Annotated in this window: 20 protein-coding genes; 15 read left to right on the forward strand and 5 right to left on the reverse strand. The window is 37.8% G+C overall.

Annotated elements, in window-relative coordinates; translation table 11 throughout:
• Positions 1-127 precede the first annotated feature (127 nt).
• From HMPREF2603_RS00930 to HMPREF2603_RS00965, 8 genes are all read left to right on the forward strand, one after another.
• The gene (locus HMPREF2603_RS00930; RefSeq protein WP_060803608.1) at positions 128-3,802 is read left to right on the forward strand and encodes a nitrate reductase subunit alpha; all 3,675 of its coding nucleotides are present in this window, start codon (positions 128-130) and stop codon (positions 3,800-3,802) included.
• On the forward strand, positions 3,792-5,360 hold the full coding sequence (gene narH / locus HMPREF2603_RS00935) for a nitrate reductase subunit beta (protein ID WP_002479731.1): 1,569 nt from the start codon (positions 3,792-3,794) through the stop codon (positions 5,358-5,360). Before HMPREF2603_RS00930 ends, narH begins: the two co-directional genes overlap by 11 nt.
• Complete coding sequence (locus HMPREF2603_RS00940; protein WP_002479730.1) at positions 5,353-5,928, forward strand: nitrate reductase molybdenum cofactor assembly chaperone; 576 nt, start codon at positions 5,353-5,355, stop codon at positions 5,926-5,928. Before narH ends, HMPREF2603_RS00940 begins: the two co-directional genes overlap by 8 nt.
• Positions 5,921-6,607 (forward strand): respiratory nitrate reductase subunit gamma, encoded by a 687-nt coding sequence (gene narI / locus HMPREF2603_RS00945; RefSeq protein ID WP_002479729.1) that lies wholly within the window; start codon positions 5,921-5,923, stop codon positions 6,605-6,607. The genes HMPREF2603_RS00940 and narI overlap by 8 nt, the downstream gene beginning before the upstream one ends.
• Before the next feature lie 11 nt (positions 6,608-6,618).
• The gene (gene nreA / locus HMPREF2603_RS00950) at positions 6,619-7,074 is read left to right on the forward strand and encodes a nitrate respiration regulation accessory nitrate sensor NreA (RefSeq protein WP_002479728.1); all 456 of its coding nucleotides are present in this window, start codon (positions 6,619-6,621) and stop codon (positions 7,072-7,074) included.
• On the forward strand, positions 7,061-8,110 hold the full coding sequence (gene nreB, locus HMPREF2603_RS00955) for a nitrate respiration regulation sensor histidine kinase NreB (RefSeq protein ID WP_002479727.1): 1,050 nt from the start codon (positions 7,061-7,063) through the stop codon (positions 8,108-8,110). Before nreA ends, nreB begins: the two co-directional genes overlap by 14 nt.
• Positions 8,111-8,121: 11 nt before the next feature.
• Positions 8,122-8,775, forward strand: a complete 654-nt coding sequence (gene nreC, locus HMPREF2603_RS00960) for a nitrate respiration regulation response regulator NreC (RefSeq protein WP_031262458.1) — start codon at positions 8,122-8,124, stop codon at positions 8,773-8,775.
• Positions 8,776-9,106: 331 nt separating this feature from the next.
• Entirely contained in the window at positions 9,107-10,273 is a 1,167-nt protein-coding gene (locus tag HMPREF2603_RS00965; protein WP_002479725.1) for a nitrate/nitrite transporter, read from the forward strand.
• 136 nt (positions 10,274-10,409) lie between these two features.
• Here HMPREF2603_RS00965 and HMPREF2603_RS00970 read toward each other — a convergent pair whose 3' ends face one another.
• Positions 10,410-11,609 carry an FtsW/RodA/SpoVE family cell cycle protein gene (locus HMPREF2603_RS00970; RefSeq protein WP_060803609.1) on the reverse strand — a complete coding sequence of 400 codons (1,200 nt, stop codon included), beginning with the start codon at positions 11,607-11,609 and terminating at the stop codon, positions 10,410-10,412.
• 227 nt (positions 11,610-11,836) lie between these two features.
• Positions 11,837-13,006 (reverse strand): hydroxymethylglutaryl-CoA synthase, encoded by a 1,170-nt coding sequence (locus HMPREF2603_RS00975; RefSeq protein WP_002479723.1) that lies wholly within the window; start codon positions 13,004-13,006, stop codon positions 11,837-11,839.
• Between the two features lie 111 nt (positions 13,007-13,117).
• Between HMPREF2603_RS00975 and HMPREF2603_RS00980 the strand changes: the two genes are divergently transcribed.
• Together HMPREF2603_RS00980 and HMPREF2603_RS00985 are read left to right on the forward strand one after the other, a co-directional pair.
• Positions 13,118-14,269 carry a thiolase family protein gene (locus HMPREF2603_RS00980; RefSeq protein WP_002479722.1) on the forward strand — a complete coding sequence of 384 codons (1,152 nt, stop codon included), beginning with the start codon at positions 13,118-13,120 and terminating at the stop codon, positions 14,267-14,269.
• A 5-nt stretch (positions 14,270-14,274) separates the two neighbouring features.
• On the forward strand, positions 14,275-15,552 hold the full coding sequence (locus HMPREF2603_RS00985; protein ID WP_060803610.1) for a hydroxymethylglutaryl-CoA reductase, degradative: 1,278 nt from the start codon (positions 14,275-14,277) through the stop codon (positions 15,550-15,552).
• 123 nt (positions 15,553-15,675) lie between these two features.
• On the opposite strand, the gene HMPREF2603_RS00990 is transcribed toward HMPREF2603_RS00985, so the two are convergent.
• Together HMPREF2603_RS00990 and HMPREF2603_RS00995 are read right to left on the reverse strand one after the other, a co-directional pair.
• Positions 15,676-16,080 (reverse strand): Hsp20/alpha crystallin family protein, encoded by a 405-nt coding sequence (locus tag HMPREF2603_RS00990; protein ID WP_002479720.1) that lies wholly within the window; start codon positions 16,078-16,080, stop codon positions 15,676-15,678.
• A gap of 150 nt (positions 16,081-16,230) precedes the next feature.
• The gene (locus HMPREF2603_RS00995) at positions 16,231-16,668 is read right to left on the reverse strand and encodes a MarR family winged helix-turn-helix transcriptional regulator (protein WP_002479719.1); all 438 of its coding nucleotides are present in this window, start codon (positions 16,666-16,668) and stop codon (positions 16,231-16,233) included.
• Positions 16,669-16,836: 168 nt separating this feature from the next.
• Here HMPREF2603_RS00995 and HMPREF2603_RS01000 point away from each other — a divergent pair, with 168 nt between their 5' ends.
• The 4 genes from HMPREF2603_RS01000 to HMPREF2603_RS01015 all read left to right on the forward strand — a co-directional run bounded on the left by HMPREF2603_RS01000 (position 16,837) and on the right by HMPREF2603_RS01015 (position 20,497).
• Positions 16,837-17,463: a nitroreductase family protein gene (locus tag HMPREF2603_RS01000; RefSeq protein ID WP_023015062.1), complete on the forward strand. Its 627-nt coding sequence runs from the start codon at positions 16,837-16,839 to the stop codon at positions 17,461-17,463.
• Positions 17,464-17,588: 125 nt separating this feature from the next.
• Complete coding sequence (locus HMPREF2603_RS01005; RefSeq protein ID WP_060803611.1) at positions 17,589-17,945, forward strand: DUF3139 domain-containing protein; 357 nt, start codon at positions 17,589-17,591, stop codon at positions 17,943-17,945.
• Positions 17,946-18,144: 199 nt separating this feature from the next.
• On the forward strand, positions 18,145-19,047 hold the full coding sequence (locus tag HMPREF2603_RS01010; RefSeq protein ID WP_002479716.1) for an EamA family transporter: 903 nt from the start codon (positions 18,145-18,147) through the stop codon (positions 19,045-19,047).
• A 172-nt stretch (positions 19,048-19,219) separates the two neighbouring features.
• Positions 19,220-20,497, forward strand: a complete 1,278-nt coding sequence (locus HMPREF2603_RS01015; RefSeq protein ID WP_023015060.1) for a cation:dicarboxylate symporter family transporter — start codon at positions 19,220-19,222, stop codon at positions 20,495-20,497.
• A gap of 118 nt (positions 20,498-20,615) precedes the next feature.
• Here HMPREF2603_RS01015 and HMPREF2603_RS01020 read toward each other — a convergent pair whose 3' ends face one another.
• Positions 20,616-20,954 carry a DUF4889 domain-containing protein gene (locus tag HMPREF2603_RS01020; RefSeq protein ID WP_002479714.1) on the reverse strand — a complete coding sequence of 113 codons (339 nt, stop codon included), beginning with the start codon at positions 20,952-20,954 and terminating at the stop codon, positions 20,616-20,618.
• 124 nt (positions 20,955-21,078) lie between these two features.
• On the opposite strand from HMPREF2603_RS01020, the gene HMPREF2603_RS01025 reads away from it, so the two are divergent.
• A complete protein-coding gene (locus HMPREF2603_RS01025; RefSeq protein ID WP_002479713.1) occupies positions 21,079-21,642 on the forward strand; it encodes an LOG family protein in 564 nt (187 codons plus the stop codon).
• The last annotated feature ends 29 nt before the right edge of the window (positions 21,643-21,671 follow it).

The raw sequence follows: 21,671 nt of genomic DNA on the forward strand, positions 1-21,671 counted from the left end.
GGTGAATCCCTAATACATCTTACATAATAGAAATCGTACAATAAGAGTAAGTTGAAAAAATAGTAAACAGTATTTACGAAGTTAACAGCCTAGTGAGCAAAGTAATTGAGATGAGAGGATGTTAGAGATGGCAAAATTTGGATTAAACTTCTTTAAGCCGACTGAAAGATTTAATGGTAATTGGTCTGTTTTACAAGATAAAAGTAGAGAATGGGAAAAAATGTATCGTGAACGTTGGAGTCACGATAAAGTAGTCAGAACAACTCATGGGGTGAACTGTACAGGTTCATGTTCTTGGAAAGTATTCGTTAAAAACGGTGTCATTACTTGGGAGAACCAACAAATTGACTACCCAAGCTGCGGTCCAGACATGCCGGAATTCGAACCGCGTGGATGTCCTCGTGGTGCTTCATTCTCTTGGTATGAATACAGCCCGCTTCGCGTACGCTACCCATACATCAGAGGGAAATTATGGGAACTTTGGACAACAGCATTAGAAGAAAATGAAGGTAATATGATTAAAGCTTGGGCTTCTATCGTTGAAGACAAAGAAAAAGCAGAAATTTATAAACGTGCACGTGGTAAAGGTGGACACATCCGTGTCGCATGGAAAGATGTTTTACAACTGATTGCAGCACAACTTCTTTACACAATCAAAAAAGACGGTCCTGACCGTATCGCAGGCTTCACACCGATTCCAGCGATGTCAATGATCAGTTATGCATCAGGTGCACGTTTCATCAACCTATTAGGTGGAGAAATGTTAAGTTTCTATGATTGGTATGCCGATTTACCACCAGCGTCACCGCAAATCTGGGGTGAACAAACAGACGTACCTGAATCAAGTGACTGGTACAACTCAAGCTACATCATTATGTGGGGTTCAAACGTACCGTTAACACGTACACCAGATGCTCACTTTATGACAGAAGTTCGTTATAAAGGAACAAAAGTGGTTTCAGTTGCACCTGACTATGCTGAAAACGTGAAATTCGCTGACAACTGGTTAGCACCAAACCCTGGTTCAGACGCAGCGATTGCACAAGGTATGACACACGTTATCTTGCAAAAATATTACGTAGATGAACCTTCTGAAATGTTCGTTAACTACGCTAAACAATATACAGATATGCCATTCTTAATCATGTTCGATAAACATGAAGATGGCTTCAAAGCAGGTCGTTTCTTACGTGCAAGCGACTTAGGTATGGAATCAGAAAACAACGAATGGAAACCTGTTGTATTTGATAAAGAATCAAGTCAAATTATCGTACCTAACGGCACAATGGGTCAACGTTGGGAAGAAGGCAAGCAATGGAACTTGAAGCTTGAAAATGAAGACGGTTCTAAAATCGATCCAGCGTTAACAGTAGCTGACGATGAACATGAAATTAAAATTATGAAATTCCCTTACTTCGATAACGCTGGCAACAGCATTTTCGAACGTCCGATTGCAGCACGTAAAGTAACATTAGCAAACGGCGAAACAACATATGTGGCGACTGTTTTCGACTTAATGACAAGTCAATACGGTGTACGTCGTTTCGGACATGAATTAGAAGCAAAAGGTTATGACGATGCGGATACAGAATACACACCAGCATGGCAAGAAAAAGTAACAGGTGTGAAACAAAAAGTAGTCACTCAAGTTGCTGAAGAGTTTGCCCAAAACGCAATTGATACAGGTGGCCGCTCAATGATTATCATGGGTGCAGGTATCAACCACTGGTTCAACTCAGACACAATTTATCGTGCAGTCTTAAACTTAGTTATGCTGTGCGGTTGTCAAGGTGTAAACGGCGGCGGCTGGGCACACTATGTAGGACAAGAAAAATGTCGTCCGATTGAAGGCTGGAGCACAATTGCCTTCGCGAAAGACTGGCAAGGTCCGCCACGTTTACAAAATGGTACAAGCTGGTTCTACTTCACAACAGACCAATGGAAATATGAAGAGTCTGGTGTCGATAAATTAGCATCACCATTAGCAGAAAATATTAAACACCAACATCCAGCTGACTATAACGTCACAGCTGCACGTTTAGGATGGCTACCGTCTTATCCGCAGTTCGATACAAACAGCTTGAAGTTCGGTGAAGAAGCAAGAGATGCTGGAGAATTCAACAACGAAGCAATTTTAAAACGTGCTGTTGACTCTGTAAAAAATCGCGAAACGAAATTTGCGATTGAAGATCCGGATTTACGTAAGAACCATCCGAAATCATTATTTATCTGGCGTTCAAACTTATTATCAAGTTCAGCAAAAGGACAAGAGTACTTCATGAAACATATGTTAGGAACAAGTTCTGGATTACTTGCTGAAGCAAACGAAACAGATAAACCTGAAGAAATGATCTGGCGTGATGAAGTACAAGGTAAATTAGACTTGATTGTCGCATTAGATTTCCGTATGACTTCAACACCATTAAAAGCAGATATCGTCTTACCAGCTGCAACTTGGTATGAAAAACACGACTTATCATCAACAGATATGCACCCATTCGTTCACCCATTCAATCCAGCGATTGACCCATTATGGGAATCACGTTCAGACTGGGATATCTTCAAATCATTAAGTAAGACATTCTCTGATTTAGCGAAAGTGCATATGCCAGGTACATTCAAAGATGTGGTGACTTCACCATTAGCGCATGACTCTAAACAAGAGATTGCGACACCTTACGGTAAAGTTAAAGACTGGACAAAAGGCGAAGTTGAAGCGATTCCTGGTAAAACAATGCCTGGCTTCTCAGTTGTAGACCGTAACTATACAGAAATCTATGACAAATTCATTTCTGTCGGACCTTTACTAGAAAATGCGAAGTTAGGTGCACACGGTGTCAGCTTCCCAGTTAAAAAACAATACGAAGAAGCTAAAGATATCGTTGGTACATGGAATGACGATACAGTGAAAAACGGCTTGCCACGTATTGATACAGCAAGACGTGCTGCAGATGTCATCTTAAATATTTCATCAGCAACAAACGGTGAATTATCTCAAGCGTCATATAAAGACTTAGAAGATAAAACAGGTATGCCTTTAACAGATATTTCTAGTGACCGCAGTGCTGAAAAGATTACATTCTTAAACATTACATCACAACCACGTGAAGTAATTCCGACTGCAGTATTCTCTGGTTCAAATAAAGGTAAGAAACGTTATTCACCATTCACAACAAACATTGAACGTTTAGTACCGTTCAGAACATTGACTGGACGTCAAAGTTACTATTTAGATCATGAAATCTTCCAGCAATTCGGTGAAAGCTTACCGGTTTATAAACCGACATTACCACCGATGGTCTTCGGTACAAAAGATAAGAAAGTCATCGGCGGTCAAGATAACTTAGTCTTAAGATATTTAACACCGCATGGTAAATGGAATATTCACTCAACATATCAAGATAACCAACACATGCTGACGTTATTCCGTGGTGGTCCGGTTGTTTGGATTTCTAAAGAAGATGCAGAAGCACACGATATTAACGATAACGATTGGTTAGAAGTATATAACCGTAACGGTGTTGTTACAGCAAGAGCCGTTACATCACACAGAATGCCGAAAGGAACAATGTTTATGTACCACGCACAAGATAAACATATACAAACACCGGGTTCTGAAATTACAGGAATGCGCGGCGGTTCACATAACGCACCGACTCGTATTCACTTGAAACCTACGCAAGTAGTTGGGGGCTATGCCCAAATCAGCTATAGCTTTAACTATTACGGTCCAATTGGTAACCAAAGAGATGTTTATGTAGCAGTGAGAAAGATGAAGGAGGTAGATTGGCTTGAAGATTAAAGCACAAGTAGCCATGGTATTGAACTTAGACAAATGTATCGGGTGTCACACATGTAGTGTCACTTGTAAGAACACTTGGACAAACCGTCCGGGTGCAGAATATATTTGGTTTAATAACGTAGAAACGAAACCAGGTGTCGGTTATCCGAAACGCTGGGAAGACCAAGAAAAATATAAAGGTGGATGGACACTGAACAAGAAAGGCAAATTAGACCTTAAAGCGGGCAGCCGCTGGTCTAAGATTGCTTTCGGTAAAATCTTCTACAACCCAGATATGCCAGTCATTAAAGATTACTACGAGCCTTGGACTTACAATTACGAACATCTGACAACTGCAAAAGCAGGCAAACATTCTCCAGTTGCGACTGCACACTCAGTCATTTCTGGTGACAAAATGGATTTACATTGGGGTCCTAACTGGGAAGATGACTTAGCAGGCGGACACGTAACTGGGCCAGAAGATCCGAACATCCAACGTATTGAAGAAAAAATCCAATTCGACTTTGACCAAACATTCATGATGTATTTACCACGTTTATGTGAACACTGCTTAAACCCAAGCTGTGTAGCATCATGTCCATCAGGTGCAATGTACAAACGTGACGAAGATGGTATCGTGCTTGTTGACCAAGAAGCTTGTCGTGGATGGCGTTACTGTATGACAGGATGCCCATACAAAAAAGTTTACTTCAACTGGAAAACTAACAAAGCTGAAAAATGTACTTTCTGTTTCCCACGTGTTGAAGCTGGCTTACCAACAGTATGTTCAGAAACTTGTACTGGCCGTATGCGTTATTTAGGTGTATTACTGTATGACGCTGACCGTGTACATGAAGTTGCATCAACTGAAAATGAACAAGATTTATACGAAAAACAATGTGATTTATTCTTAAATCCATATGATGAAGAAGTTATTGAACAAGCGTTAAAAGACGGCGTATCAATGGAATGGATCGAAGCTGCACAAAACTCACCAGTTTATAAATTGGCAATCGAGTACAAATTAGCTTTCCCATTACACCCTGAATACCGTACATTACCAATGGTTTGGTATTGCCCACCATTAAGCCCAATCATGAACTACTTCGAAGGTAAAGATTCAATCAAGAACCCAGATGCAATCTTCCCTGCAATTGAAGAAATGCGTTTACCAATTGAATACCTTGCAAGCTTATTGACTGCTGGTGATACAAAAGCAGTTAAAGAAGCATTACAACGTATGGCAATGATGAGAAGTTATATGCGTGCACAAGTGACAGGTAAAGACTTCGATTTAGATCGTTTAGACCGTCTTGGTTTAACAGAACGTCAAACTAAAGATATGTATCGTCTATTAGCGATTGCGAAATATGAAGATCGTTTCGTAATCCCAACATCTCACAAAGAACAATATATGGACACTTATGCTGCACAAGGCAGTCAAGGTTATGAATTCAGCGATAACACAATCGGCGGAAGCGGTTGTGACGGCTGTGGCGCACCAGTAGCAATGAAACCGGGACAAACTGGACAAGAAGCTTATAACGAAAGCTTCTATGGAGGGATTTTCCGTGATTAACCTGAATAACTTTTATAAATATCAAGAGTCAATCGGTTATTTTGCGCAACAATTGAACTTTCCAGAAAAGTTAACTTTCCATCCTAAGACATTTGAAGATGTTTTCGATAGTCACCATCCAGCATATGCTGAGATGGTGGAATATCGTGAACGTATTCTAAGTTATCCGTTGACTGAAATTAAACAACTGTATACAGATACATTTGATTTTAATAAAGAAGCACCGCTGTATATGACTTACAATAAATTTGATACGCAGAAAGAACGCGGACAAATGTTAGCGAAACTCAAAGTACTCTATGAAATGTTCGGACTCGATATGGTCGATAATGAACTTTCAGACTTCTTACCGTTAATGCTTGAATTCTTATACGCTGCACAATGGCAAAACGATGATCGTGCAGAAGGCAATATCGAATTCATTATTATGGTAATTGAAGATGGAACATTTGCGATGCTGAATCAATTAAGAGAAATGGATAGTCCGTATGCACCTTTAATTAAAGGCTTAAGAGAAACACTCAAATTATGTTTACAACCAAGTGAAGAGGTGACACCGCATGCTTAATCAATTTTTGTGGGTCATATACCCATATTTATGTATCGCCATTTTTATTCTCGGTCATATTGCCCGCTTTAGATATGACCAATTCTCTTGGACAGCAAAGTCCAGTGAATTTATTGAAAAGAAACGTTTGAAATGGGGCAGTTTATTATTCCACTTAGGGATTATCCCGGTAGCAATCGGACACTTTGTGGGTTTAGTAATCCCGCCATCATGGATCAGCGCAATGGGAGTCAGCCATGAGATGTACCATTTCGGGGCTGTATATATCGGTAGTATTTTTGGTATAATAACATTAATTGGAATGTTTTTATTAACGTCACGCCGTGTATCAGTTAAGAATATCAGACATCTTAGTTCTGCATCAGATATGGTTGTAAACTTTTTCTTGTTGATTCTTGTATTTATGGGGTGCTATGCAACGTTAGTAACAAATGCGGTTATGCCAGATTTTGATTATAGATCATCAATTTCTGTATGGTTCAGACAATTATTCACATTTGGACCAGATGCAAATTTAATGACAGATGTGCCATGGTCATTTAAACTTCATGTATTACTTGGTTTTGGTATCTTTGCGTTATGGCCATTCACAAGATTGGTTCATGTGTGGAGTGTACCATTGACTTATGCGAGCAGAAGTTACATTATTTACCGCAGAAACAAAGTCAAACATAGATAGGAGGAGACAATTTGAATAGTGTAGTTGCGACGGGTTACTTTAACTATCAAGCTGCTTTGGAAGAAATCAGAGAAGAAGAACAGTTTGATTTTGCGGCGATTGCTTTGCCTGAAGATGACTCACATAGTGCAGTCATCAAATGGAGACATGCGTCAGGCAATCTCAATAACCGCTATCAGCTGATTGTCTTGCGCCCTGGCAAGGGGTTGGCTGGTCTTGTTATCCGAACTGGCTCTAGAATGATTATCGATGATGTCAATACTGTGCTGAGTCCAAACGACAAGCTCAGTTATCCGATTGTTTTAAGTGAATCACTGACAGCAATGGTTGCCATTCCTTTATGGCATGATAATCGTGTGTATGGCGCATTGTTGCTAGGTCAACGTAATGGGCGTCCATTGCCTGAAGGCAGTGAAGAGATTCGCATTAATCACAGGTTAGGGAGTTTTAGAGATGAAATCAATTGATAACCGTGAAAAATTACAAGAATTATTGACCAAGTATTATTTAAATACCAATGAAAAAATGGTGTTTTTAAATAAGGAAGGTCAAGTGATCGCGTTGAATGAAGCGGCGGAAGAGGTCTTTTCTGAAGAAAATGACTATAGTCAAATGACGAATGCGATTTGCAGAAGATGCGAAGGTTATTCAAATGAGTTTGATATTATGTCATGTGAAAACTGTTTCTTAGAAGCGTTAGAAATCGGCAAAGGCAGCTTCCAAGTCTTTATGCGCACACGAGACAATAAAATTGAACCATACACTGCTTCATACGAAATCATCGATACAGCCAATGAAATCTATGCATTTACACTACACAATGTTTCTCCTCAGATTGAACGACAAGATAAACGTTATCAGCGTTTGATGATGCAAAAAACAATTTCAGCACAAGAAAATGAACGTAAGCGGATTTCCAGAGAATTACATGATGGTATTGTCCAAGAATTGATTAATGTAGACGTTGAATTACGTTTATTAAAGTATCAACAAGATAAAGATGAAATGGTTGATAATTCTAAGCGTATTGAAGGCATTATGTCACGTTTAATCGATGATGTCCGTAATTTATCTGTAGAGCTGCGCCCATCTTCATTAGATGACTTAGGACTAGACGCTGCTTTCCGCTCTTACTTTAAACAGTTCGAAAAGAACTATGGTGTGCATATTGCGTATCATACTGATTTTTCGGCACAACGTTTTGACAGCGAAATCGAAACGGTAGTTTATCGTGTGGTACAAGAAGCATTATTCAATGCGCTGAAATATGCACAAGTAGACACAGTTTACGTTTCCTTACACTTAGGAGAAGCGTCCATTATCGCTGAAGTGAGCGATCACGGTACAGGATTCAATATAGGTGATAAAGCCAAAGGAACCGGCCTAGGATTATTCGGCATGAATGAACGTGCTGAATTAGTCAATGGTTCGGTTAATATTGATTCACAAGTGGGACGTGGTACAATAGTGACGTTAGAAGTTCCAATAACTGATAAACGATAGGAGACTTGATGTTGAGAATTGTTATTGCAGATGATCACGCAGTGGTGAGAACGGGCTTCTCTATGATCTTGAATTTCCAAGAAGATATGGAAGTCGTAGATACTGCTGCTGAGGGTGTTGAAGCATACCAAAAAGTGATGCAGCATCGCCCTGACGTGTTAATTATGGATTTAAGCATGCCGCCAGGGGAGTCAGGTTTGATTGCGACAAGTAAAATTATGGAAAGTTTTCCTGAAACAAAAATACTTATTTTAACGATGTATGATGATGATGAATATCTGTTCCATGTCTTAAGAAATGGCGCAAAAGGCTATATTTTAAAGAACGCACCAGATGAACAATTAATTTCAGCTGTGCGTACGGTTTATCGTGGCGACACTTATATTGACCCTAAAATGACGACATCATTGGTCAATGAATTTGTGAATAATTCTGACCAAGATGGCAAAAATACGAATGATCCGTTTCGGATTTTATCTAAACGCGAGTTAGAAGTATTGCCTTTAATTGCCAAAGGTTATGGAAATAAAGACATCGCAGAAAAATTATTTATTTCAGTGAAAACTGTAGAAGCACATAAAACACATATTATGCAGAAGTTAGAATTAAAATCTAAACCAGAATTAGTGGAGTATGCCTTAAAGAAAAAATTGCTTGATTTTTAAATAGGAATGACATTGAACTCATCAAAATAGATGAGTTCTTTTTTTAATTTAAAGTCGAACAATTTGAATAGTATGTGACTAATATGTGAAAAAATTGTGATGAAAAAAGCCTTTAACATGCTGATTTCAACTAAAATAGAGGGATTAGGGAAAAGCCGAATGTTTTAAGGGAATGCCCTTATGTTCAATAATTCACCTAAATAATACACTATTAAGTGTAAGCAGTATCTTTAACTGATGAATAAAATAACTTCGACTCAAAAAACACATCAGGGGGATACTGCTGCTCTTATTAAATATGATATGAAAATGTAATGTTAGGGTGAAAAAAATGAACAAATCTAGAGGCGGTTTACAGTTAACCATCCAAACGTTGAGTTTGGTTGCCGGCTTCATGGTATGGAGTATCATTGCACCATTGATGCCGCTGATTTCAGAAGACATTAAAATTACGAGCGGACAAGTTTCAATTGTACTCGCAATACCAGTTATTTTAGGATCTATTCTTCGTATTCCATTCGGTTATTTAACAAACGTTATTGGCGCAAAATGGGTCTTCTTCGCAAGTTTTATTATTCTATTAGTACCTATCTTTTTATTAAGTTCAGCAACATCAGTTAACATGTTAATGATTGCAGGCTTCTTCTTAGGGGTAGCAGGTGCGACTTTCTCAGTTGGGGTAACGTCATTACCTAAATATTTCCCTAAAGAAAAAGTTGGTTTAGCGAATGGTATTTACGGTATGGGTAACTTAGGGACAGCCGTATCTTCATTCTTAGCACCACCATTAGCAGGTGTTATCGGTTGGCAATCAACAGTGAGATTATACTTAATCTTAATGGCAGTATTCGCAATCATAATGTTCTTCTTAGGAGATGCTAAAGAACCTAAAGTTAAGGTTCCATTTGTAGCACAAGCGAAAGATTTATTAAAAGACTTACGTTTATATTACTTAAGCTTATGGTATTTCATTACGTTCGGTTCTTTCGTAGCATTTGGTATCTTCTTACCTAAATACTTAGTTGATCATTTCAATTTGACTTCAGTAGACGCAGGAATCAGAGCAGGGGTCTTTATCGCGATTGCGACATTACTTAGACCGCTTGGTGGTATCATCGGGGACAAAATTGATGCGGTGATGGCATTAAAAGTCGACTTTATTATTATGATTATCGGTGCTGTCTTATTAGGTATTTCTGATGGTATCTTATTATTTACAATCGGATGCTTAACAATCAGTGCATGTGCAGGTATCGGTAACGGTTTAGTATTCAAATTAGTACCGCATTACTTCCACAAAGAAGCAGGTGTCGCAAACGGTATCGTATCAATGATGGGTGGTCTTGGAGGATTCTTCCCGCCATTAGTGATTACGTATGTGACAAGCTTAACAGGAACAAGCCACTTAGCTTTCATCTTCTTAGCATTATTCGGAGTGATTGCGTTTATCACGATGTGGCATTTAGGCAAGAGAAACCGTTCGCTTGCAGCTAAATAAGAACGGTATGGATGAATGAACGTGTAAATATTGAAGACGTATGGACCACTAATAGATGAATGTTAGTGGTCTTTAGTCTTATTAAAAAGCAGGACAAGAGAAAGGTGATAGACCTACACTTGTCCTGCTTTGAATGTTATTTAATTGCTTGAAGTTTAGTGTGCGCGGTACGTTCACGATTAATTTTACGTGTCGTCATAATCAATGCCGCAAATGCAATACTGACACTTAACATCGATGAACCGCCATAGCTGAGCAACGGTAAGGTTACACCTGTTAAAGGAATGGTACCTGAAACACCGCCGATATTAACAAAGGCTTGGATAAAGATATAACTGCCGATACCGATACATATCAGCTTGTAGAAGTGATTTGAAGTACGGTTAGCATAGATTAAACTTTTCACCACAATGAGTCCATAGAGTCCTAATACAATCAGTACCCCGATTAAGCCTAACTCTTCAGACAAGACAGTGAAAATAAAGTCTGTATGCGGTTCTGGCAGGTACCCAAGTTTTGAAACTCCATTGCCGAGTCCTTTACCGAATAAACCGCCATTACCGATTGAAATTAAAGCACTTGTCAGCTGATACCCTTCATTATTTTCATATTTGAAAGGATTTAAGAAAACAGCAATACGTTTGATTCTGTAAATGTTCTTCGTATCAAAGAGTAATGTATAAATCAGATACATTGCTACAGGCAAGAGTGCGATGCCGAAGATTTGTACTTTAATTTTATTCTTGATATCAGAATAAAGTAAAATGCATCCTATAATGACGACGGTTAACATGGTTCCACCTAAGTCACCTTGTAAGAGTACAAGGACCAGACCAAAGCCTAATAAGAGTAACGGTGGAATTAAATGATTAATTTGATAGTCACGCTGTCTGCTTAATCGTCGATCAATGATGTATGAGAAATAAAATATAGAAGCGAGTTTTAAAAACTCGGAAGATTGGAGACTGAAAAATCCTAAGTTCAGCCAGTTTTTGGAACCGTTGATTTCTTTACCTATTAATAAGGTCAAAGCTAAAAGTCCAAAGGTAACTAACAGCATGACCAATTGAACATTTGGAGATTTAAAGAAATCGATTCTGACAAAAAGAGAGAAAAAGATTATGATAAGTCCAATCACGAAATAAATAGCTTGGCGTTTCATGAAATGGTTGCTTGCGACAGGGTAGCCGCCTGTTAAAGAACCTTTTGAAGCGGGTACCATACTAGCACTATAAACCATGACAATCCCAATAAAACCAAGCAGGATAAAGGTTATGATCAAACTCAGATCCACACCTTTAGTTGCGTTACGCAACGCTCTGAGAAATTTCTTCAATTCTAGTCACCTCTACGATTGTCTGTTTTTCCTTAAACGCGATGTGAAATATAATGCATTAAATATCTATTATATAGATTTTGTTTACAACTATCCACCTTTTATAGGTAAAAGAAAATTGAATGAAACACAAATAAAAAAATAGAGTATGTACAAATAAAAAAAAGAAGCCTTGAAATGACTTCAAGACTTCCAAATCAAGCATTGCTTCACACAAGCTTTATCTATTATTTTACGGTATCATAGTAACGAATGTTGTCTGAGATTTCTTTAAGGTAGAAGTTGCCTTTTGGTTCAACTGCTAACTCAGTTTCAGCATCAAATTCAAGGTTGTCGAAGCGTTTGAAGAATGACTCGTACTCTTCAACAGATAATGCTTTTCGGTTTTTCAACATTGCTTGGTGAGCTTCAACATCAAGTGCATCTTTGAAGCCGTCTGCAAGTGTAGCTGTGAAGAATTCACCTACTGAACCAGAACCATAGCTGAATAGACCGATACGGTCTCCGCTATTTAAATCATGGTTTTCAAGTAAAGAAATCAAGCTTAAATAAAGTGAACCTGTATAGATATTTCCGACATAGCGGTTATAATCCGTAGCAGATTTGTAACTGTCATTTAATCTTGCTTGTGTATCTTCTGAGGCTGTATCTGTTAAAATAGAATCAAGTGCTTTTTGACCCATCTTTGTGAATGGTACATGGAAGCATAACGCAGCAAAGTCAGACAATGATTTATGATAACGTTTCGCGTACTCGTTCCAACTTTCTTGGAAAGAATGGATATAGGCATCTTTAGATAATTTACCGTCAACAAGCGGATAAATTTCACCAGATGGTCTCCAGAAATCGTAAACGTCTTCTGTAAATGCAACTGAATCATCATGCAACTCAGCAATACGCGGGTTATGACTGATTACCATAGCGACTGCACCAGCACCTTGTGTCGGTTCACCGCCACTGTTAAGTCCGTAACGCGCAGTATCACTTGCGATAACTAATACTTTTTCATTAGGACGTGGTACTAAATAATCTTTTGCCATTTGAATCGCAGGAGTCGCTGCATAGCATGCTTCTTTCATTTCGAAACAGCGTGCAAAAGGTTGAATTCCTAGTAGATGATGAATCTGTACAGCAGACGCTTTCGCTGAATCAATTGCTGATTCAGTTGCGACAATAACCATCGTAATATCTTTCTTGTCTTGTTCTGTCAAGATAGGTTGAGCAGCGTTCGCACCCATTGTTACAATGTCTTGACTGACTGGGCTTACAGCCATTTCAGTCTGACCGATACCAATCAGAAACTTGTTTGGATCTACATTGCGTGCTTCGGCTAAATCAGCCATATCTACGTAAAAGTTCGGAATATAAAAATTAAGTTGGTCGATACCAATTGTCATAAATAACCAACATCCTTTCTTGATATGTTAAATCACTTTAAATCATATCAAAAGAGGGTACAAAAATACAATTTTAAATTAGTAGCTAGTGATAAAAAAGGAGACTAAATTATGAGCAAAATCGCAATTGTTAGTGCAAAACGTACACCAGTAGGAAAATTCAGAGGGAAATTAAGAGATTATTCTGCAGTACAACTTGGCACCATCGCTTTAGAAGCAGCAATTGATGCTATCAATCTGCCGAAAGATAAAATCGAGAATGTAATTTTTGGTAACGTATTGCAAGCAGGCAACGGTCAGAATCCAGCACGTCAAATCTTGGTGAATGCCGGATTGCCGACATCAACTCCTGGAATGACTATCAACGAAGTATGCGGTTCTGGTTTAAAAGCTGTAATCTTAGGTAAACAACTGATTCAATTAGGGGAAGCAAAAGTTGTCGCAGTTGGCGGTGTTGAAAGTATGACAAATGCACCGAAACTGGTATTACCTGGACAAGAAAAACCTGTACCAAGCTTTATGCATGACGGTTTGACAGATGCGTTTGAAAATGTACCGATGGGGATTACGGCTGAACGTATTGCGGATAAATATGAAGTGACACGTGAACAACAAGATGCGTTTGCGGTCAATTCACATCAAAAAGCGTACGAAGCATCTCAAGCTGGTAAATACCAAGCAGAAATGATTCCATTAACAGATGCAGATGGCGAAGAAATGACAATGGACGAAGGTATCCGCGGTAACAGTAATGTAGAGAAACTTGCGACTTTAGATACTATCTTCAAAGAAGACGGTACAGTAACAGCAGGAAATGCTTCAAGTATCAATGACGGTGCATCAGCCTTAATCTTAATGGATGCAGACTATGCACGTGAAAACGGCTATGAAATTATGGGGATTTTAGGTGATTACGCAGAAGTCGGTTGTGATCCTGAAATTATGGGTATCGCACCTTACTATGCTGTATCTAAATTATTAGAGAAAACAAATCAAACAATTGATGATATTGATTTAGTAGAAATGACAGAAGCATTTTCAGTTCAAAGTATTGCGGTTAAAGAGAATTTGAACATTCCAGATGAGAAATTGAACATCTATGGCGGCGCAGTTGCAATCGGTCACCCAATCGGTGCTTCAGGGGCACGTTTAGTGACATCATTAGTTCATGAACTGCATCAAGAAAATAAACACAACGGTATTGCAACAGCATGTATCGGCGGCGGTTTAGGTATCGCATTAGAAGTTGAAAAAGGAGAGTAAGCAACATGAAAGCATTGGGGAAAGATTTCAGACACTTATCACGTCAAGATAAATTACAGCGTTTAGAAGACAATGGTTGGATTTCACAAGAAAGTCATCAAGAATTGTTAGATATACCGCTGCTTTCTGAAGAAGTGGCTGATAGTCTGATTGAAAATGTGATTACACAAGGTGCATTGCCTGTCGGATTATTACCAGACATTATTGTAGACGGTAAACATTATGCGGTGCCGATGATGGTAGAAGAACCATCAGTCGTAGCTGCCGCAAGTTATGGTTCGAAGTTAGTCAATCAAACTGGCGGATTCAAAGTTGAATCGAGTGAACGTTTGATGATTGGACAAATTGTCTTTATGGAAGTAGAAGATCCAGCACAATTAGCTGAACAATTAATTGAGAAAGAATCACAAATTCATCAAGTCGCAGATGCAAGTTATCCATCGATTTTAAAACGTGGCGGCGGTTATCGTAAAATTGATGTCGATACGTTTGAAAAAGAACAACTAGTTTCGTTAAAAGTTTATGTCGATACGAAAGATGCGATGGGCGCTAATATGATGAATACCATCTTAGAAGGCATTTCGGGCTTCTTGAAAGGCGAATGGCCAGAAATTAATGTCCTAATGAGTATTTTGTCTAATCACGCTACAGCGTCACTTGTGCGCGTCTCAGGAGAAATTGATGTTTCAGCTTTAGCACGTGGTGAGATGAGCGGTGAAACAGTTGCGAAACGCTTGGAAGCTGCTTCAGTTTTAGCTTATGTCGATCCATACCGTGCAGTGACACATAATAAAGGTGTTATGAATGGTATTCATGCAGTAGTATTAGCAACAGGCAATGACACACGCAGTGCTGAAGCCAGCGCACATGCATATGCATGTAAAGAAGGACAATATCGCAGTATGACAAAATGGGAGTACTTAGAAGATAAAGGTCGTTTAAGAGGAATGATTGAAATTCCGATGACACTCGCAACTGTCGGCGGCGGTACAAAAGTGGTTCCGATTGCACGTTTAGCACAAGAAATCTTGCATGTGGATTCTGCACAAGAATTAGGTGAAGTTGCAGCCGCAGTCGGCTTGGCTCAAAACTTCTCTGCGTGTCGTGCTTTAGTATCTGAAGGTATTCAAGAAGGTCATATGAGTCTGCAGTATAAATCATTGGCGATTGTCGCAGGTGCGAAAGGTAACGAAATTGAACAGGTAGCCGATGCTTTAAAACAAGCAGACACTGCGAATATGGCTGAAGCGGAAAAATTGTTAGCTGAATTACGTAGTAACTAAAAATAAATGTTATAAATCAATATGAGATGTCATTTTGATAAGAGAAGCGGGTTCTTAAAGAGGACTCGCTTTTTTGACGTAAAAAAACAGCATCCCTTAAAGGAATGCTGCGAAAAATAATTATTAATCGATTGTGATATTAGAACCTGCTAAGTCTTGTTCATCTTTCTTAGGCAATACAACAGTTAAGACACCATCTTTGTAAGATGCTGAAATCTTGTCGCTGTCGATATTACTGAAAGAGAATTCACGGCTGACACTGTCAGTGCTACGTTCTCTTTGGATTACGCGACCTTCTTCATTTTCAGTACGACTTTCAATTGAGCGTTTTGCGCTGATTTTCAGTGTACCTTCATTATAAGAAAGGTTGATATTCTTTTTATCAAATCCTGGTAAATCTGCTTCAACAATATATTGGTTATCTTTTTCTTTAATATCTGTTTTTACAGCATTTACTGTTGGGATTTGATCTATAAATTGGCGTCCGAATTCTTTGAAAATGTCAGTGGGTTTACTTTCGAAAGGCATATAAAATCGCTCCTTTTCATTGTTTAATTAAAGCTCGCTTTAGTCATTCATACCCGAATTCTTGTAAGGCAATCTTACTGAGTATTCAGCGAGTTCTGACTTTAATTATATCACGTCCAGGAGCTGATAGATAATCAGAGGATTGTAGTGTTAGGCTTCAGAAAAGTTATTAACGATAAATTTCGATAAGATAGATTTAATTGTTTTCGCATCTTCCATTGAAATGTCTAAATCATTGAAAACTTCCATCGCAATATGTGAGATTTCGTGGCGAGTGTTAACACCTTCTTCAGTTAAAGAGACAAGGAGATTTCTTTCGTCTGATGGCTGTCTAAGGCGTTTGACAAGTCCTTGTTTTTCTAACTTTTTAATCATAGGTGTTAATGTTCCGGAATCTAAATATAATCTTTCCCCTAAAGATTTGATGTTGATAGATTCATCGTCTTCTATAGCGAGTAGAACAATATAGCCAGTATATGTCAGCCCATATTTCTTAAGATGCGGGGTGTAACGCTTAATTATCTCTTTAGACGACACATAGAATAAAAAACATAATTGTTTATCTAAAAAGTTGTTAGGTTCATGCAATTAAATCACTCCTTATTTAAAACAACGATATTATGAACGCAATCACTTGTCAAGAATAAATTTCGTGCCTATAATTTACTATGTTTAAACTTTGTAGTATGAAAATATTCAAATAGATTCCGTTTTGTTCGAAAAATAAACATAATAGATAAAGGAGCAAAAAATATAATGGAAAAACAATGGTTTGATGATGTGCTGAGAGCACGTAAATCAGTAAAGGTTTATGACCCAAATGTGAAGATTTCACATGAAGAAATGGATGAAATGTTAGGGAAAGCAGCACTAGCACCTTCTTCAATTAATATGCAGCCATGGAGAGTTGTTGTAGTAGATAGTGAAGAAGGAAAAGAAAAAGTCCGTCCTGCTATGCAATTCAATACAAGACAAAATGATACATCTGCTGCGATGGTTGTTATTTTTGGTGATTTACGCAACTACGAGTATGGTGAACAAATCTATCAAGGTAACGTTGATAAAGGCTATATGCCTCAAGAAACTAAAGATGACTTATTATCTAAGTTTCTACCATTTTATAAAGGGTTAAGCTTGCCGCAAATGACATCTATCGTAAATATCGACTGCAGCTTGTTTGCGATGCAGTTCATGCTTGTCGCTAAAGCACATGGCTATGATACTAATCCAATCGGCGGTTTCGATAGAGAAAATATTGCTTCTATTTTAGGTTTAGATCCTGAACGCTATGTTCCAGTAATGGTGGTTGCTGTAGGTAAGGCAGATCAAGCAGCACATCATACGTATCGTTTAGATGTAGATGCTTTCAGACGTTATTTCTAATGTAATCATCGACAAATTTGTTACAATATAATTAAACGTGTGACAAGTAAGGGAAACTTCATTCATAATTATATAGATAATATATTTTTATATGGATGAAGTTTAAAGGCTAAAGGAGTCTGGCTATGAGTAAAAAAGTTTTTCATTTGATTTTAATTATTATCGGTTCCTTAATTATCGCAACAGTATTCTTCTTTGGTTTGAAAACCTATCAAGGTAAGCAAAATTTAAAATTGGTGGATCAGTATATTGCTGAACATCAATTACAAGATAATATCAAATCAGAAAAGAAAAAATTCAATGCGAAAGACGGCGTTTATTATAAAGAGGTTGTCTTTAAAGATGAACCGCAATTAACGTATGTGATTCAACCGATGGGGACTTCAAAGGGATTATTTGCACAAGCATTTGATACGCAAACAAGAAAGCATATCAAAAAAGCTAAACATAATTTCTTTGATGACAATTATAAGCTTAAATAACCGATTAAGTATGTTAGAATAAATGTGATTAAGACATTAAACACGATGAATAGTGTTTAGTGTCTTATTTGCGTTACAAGGATAGTTGTGTGAGTATGAAAACTCTATCACAACTTATCAAAAATTGATTATTATCATCAAAAATGGATATAACACCTTTAGTATCAGCATAGAGAAAAAACATGATAGGAGGGACGGCATGACACACAGAAATCAAAAACGTTGGCCGGGCTTTGTACTCGTGATTATTGGCTCTATCTTCTGGGGCGTCGGCGGTACAGTATCACAATGGTTGTTTGAAAATAAACAATTACCGGTCACGTGGTTCGTGGGTGTTCGTTTATTAGTATCTGGATTACTTTTAGTTATAATGTCATTCTTTTTAGAAGGTAAGAAGACAATCACCATTTGGGCAGATAAAAAAGATACGCTCAAATTATTTATTTACTCACTCATTGGTATGTTAGGTGTGCAATACTGCTTTATGGCGACCATTCATTATGGTAACGCAGCAGTAGCGACGTTGCTCCAATATTTAGGTCCTGTCATTATTATCTTGTATTTAGTTGCAGCTAAAGTCATCCGTTTCAGATGGAAAGAAGGTATCGCAGTCACATTGGCACTGAGTGGTACATTTTTCCTATTAACGAATGGTTCGCTTGCAACATTATCTGTTCCGATGCCAGCAATTATTTGGGGTGTAATGTCAGCTTTTGCGATGGCATTCTATACCATCTTCCCCGTACAATTGCTTGCTAAGTGGGGAACGGTCAATGTTGTAGGTTGGGCGATGTTAATCGCAGGTATATTCTTAAACTTCTTACATCCGATTTGGAAAGTTGATACATCAAATTGGGATGTAAAAGTCATTGTGTATTTATTCATTTCAGTGATTATTGGTACGATGTTTGCATTCTGGCTATTTATTTCCAGTTTGAAATTCTTATTCCCGCAAGAAGCCAGTGTACTTGGTACGATCGAACCGTTAACAGCGATTTTATTATCGGTTGTATGGCTAGGCGTATCATTCGGTGCTTGGCAAGTTATGGGTGTCGCATTAATCGTATTAATGGTAATCTTCTTAGCAGTCGTCAAAGACTAGCGGTATAATTAGGATAGAAAGATAATTGCTTCAAAATATGTTATTTTACACTGTTATTTAATATAATTTTAAACGTTTAGTGTAAAATCATCTTGAAGTTTTAAATTTTTCTATCCTAATTATTTATTTTCTGATATAATTAAACAATGTCAGAAAAAGGGGAGATGCATCAATGGCTATATTTAAGAGAAAAATAAGTTTACCAGTGCAGGTTATGATCGCGCTTGTTCTTGGTGTTGTTGTAGGACTATTGCTTTATGGACAAAAAGACATCGCGAATTATATACAACCGCTTGGTGATATATTTTTAAACTTAATTAAAATGATTGTTATTCCAGTCGTTTTCTGTTCGCTTGCCTTATCTATTTCAGGTGTAGGTGAATCTAAAACAGTTGGACGTTATGGACTTAAAACAATTATTTACTTTGAAGTGATTACAACTATCGCAATTGCATTAGGTGTTTTGTTCGCGAATATCTTTAAACCGGGGACGGGACTAGATCCGAACAAATTACCAAAAGGTGATATTACTAAATATGAATCATCAGCACATGCAGCTGAACATTCTACATATGGCAATCATTTTATTGATACCATTGTTAATATCATTCCGACGAACTTTTTCGAAGCATTAGCTAAAGGCGAATTGCTTCCGATTATCTTCTTCGCTGTATTCTTTGGATTAGGAATTGCAGCTATCGGAGAAAAAGGAGAGCCTGTTAAAGCTTTCTTAAGCGGAGTGTTAGAAGCGACATTCTGGATGATCAATAAAATCTTGAAACTCGCGCCTCTAGGCGTATTCGCATTTATTTGTGTAACAATTATGACATTTGGTGCTTCAGCATTGGTTCCACTATTGAAATTAGTGGCTGTTGTTATCGGCGCAATGGTCTTCTTTGTAGTAGTAGTATTGGGCATTGTAGCTAAATTATGCGGCATCAGTGTATTTGATATTATAAAAGTATTGAAAAGTGAAATTTTATTGGCATTCTCAACTTCAAGTTCAGAAGCAGTATTGCCAGTTATGATGAAAAAAATGGAAAACTTCGGTTCTCCGAGAGACGTGACATCATTTGTAATTCCAATCGGCTACACATTCAACTTAGATGGTTCAGCACTGTATCAATCAATCGCCGCATTGTTCGTTGCACAAATGTATGGTATTCACTTAAGTTTAGGTGAACAACTTGTATTAATCTTTACATTGATGATTACATCAAAAGGTATGGCAGCGGTGCCGGGAACTTCAATCGTTGTACTTTTAACAACATTAGGTTCTATGGGCTTACCAGCAGCCGGTCTTGCATTAATCATCGGTGTGGACCGTATTCTGGATATGGTTCGTACATGCGTTAACGTAGTCGGTAACGCATTATCAACAGTCGTTATTGCGAAATGGGAAAATGTCTTCGATAAACAAAAATCTGAAGACTACTTAAAATCTATTTAAGCAATACACACATATAGAGAGGTTGTTAAAACCTGACTCTAAATTTAAATTTTCTGACATAATATTTGTAAAACTATTAAAAAAACACCGGCGTAAAAACGTCGGTGTTTTCGTATGCTTAATGATGCATATCATGAATCTTCATCATTAAACCATGTGGAATATCATCATGTTCTACCACTTTTTTCTTACTGAACTCATCAGTACCTACTTTTTTAACAAGTACCACAAAGTCGCCTTTTTTAGGCTTAAATTGATCGTCAGAATCAACTTTAACATTCTTCTCAATGTGATTATCTTTTTCACTGATCATTTTTTCAACCGTTTGATTATCTTTCATAATCCCGTAATATGTTTCTTTTTCACCAGAAGCAAAGATCATAATAACTAATACGATACATGCGATTGTTAAAAGCGCAATCAGTGATATACCTAATGTTTTACCATTCTTTTTCATATGTGTGAAACTCCTTTCTTTATCTGTTAATAGATATACCGAAAAATGATAAAAAAAGCAATGAATAACAACATGGTTATATTTGTTATAATGAAGTGTAACTTAGTCAAAAGGAGAGAGCACGATGCATATTATTGTTTATTGCGGTGCAAGCACAGGACAAAATCCAGTGTATTTAAAAGCAGCAGAAGCGTTAGGTACATGGATGGCACAACACAATTATGGCTTAGTCTATGGCGGCGGCAATGTCGGTTTGATGGGACATCTCGCAGATACGGTTAAACAACATCAAGGCCATGTGGTAGGTGTCATGCCGAAATTCTTAGAGGAAAAAGAAATTGCACATCAAGGTTTAGATGAATTGATAATTGTTGATACCATGGCTGAGCGTAAAGCAGCTATGTTAGATAAAGGGGATGCTTGTTTAGCTTTACCTGGGGGACCAGGAACGTTAGAAGAAATTACGGAAATGGTTTCTTGGGCAAGAATCGGTCAAAATGCTAATCCATGTATCTTTTGGAACGTGAATGGTTATTATGACAAAATCGAAGCGTTTTATGACCAAATGGTTGAGGAAGGTTTTTTAAGTCAGGCAGACAGAGATTTGATTTTATTCACAAATGATTTTGAAACATTAGCAGCCTTTTTGAGAGACTATCAGCCACCGCATATACGTCAATATAAATAAAATAGACATCATGTATCAAAATAATGATT

Source organism: Staphylococcus sp. HMSC055C03, from assembly GCF_001809385.1.
Classification (GTDB): domain Bacteria; phylum Bacillota; class Bacilli; order Staphylococcales; family Staphylococcaceae; genus Staphylococcus; species Staphylococcus simulans.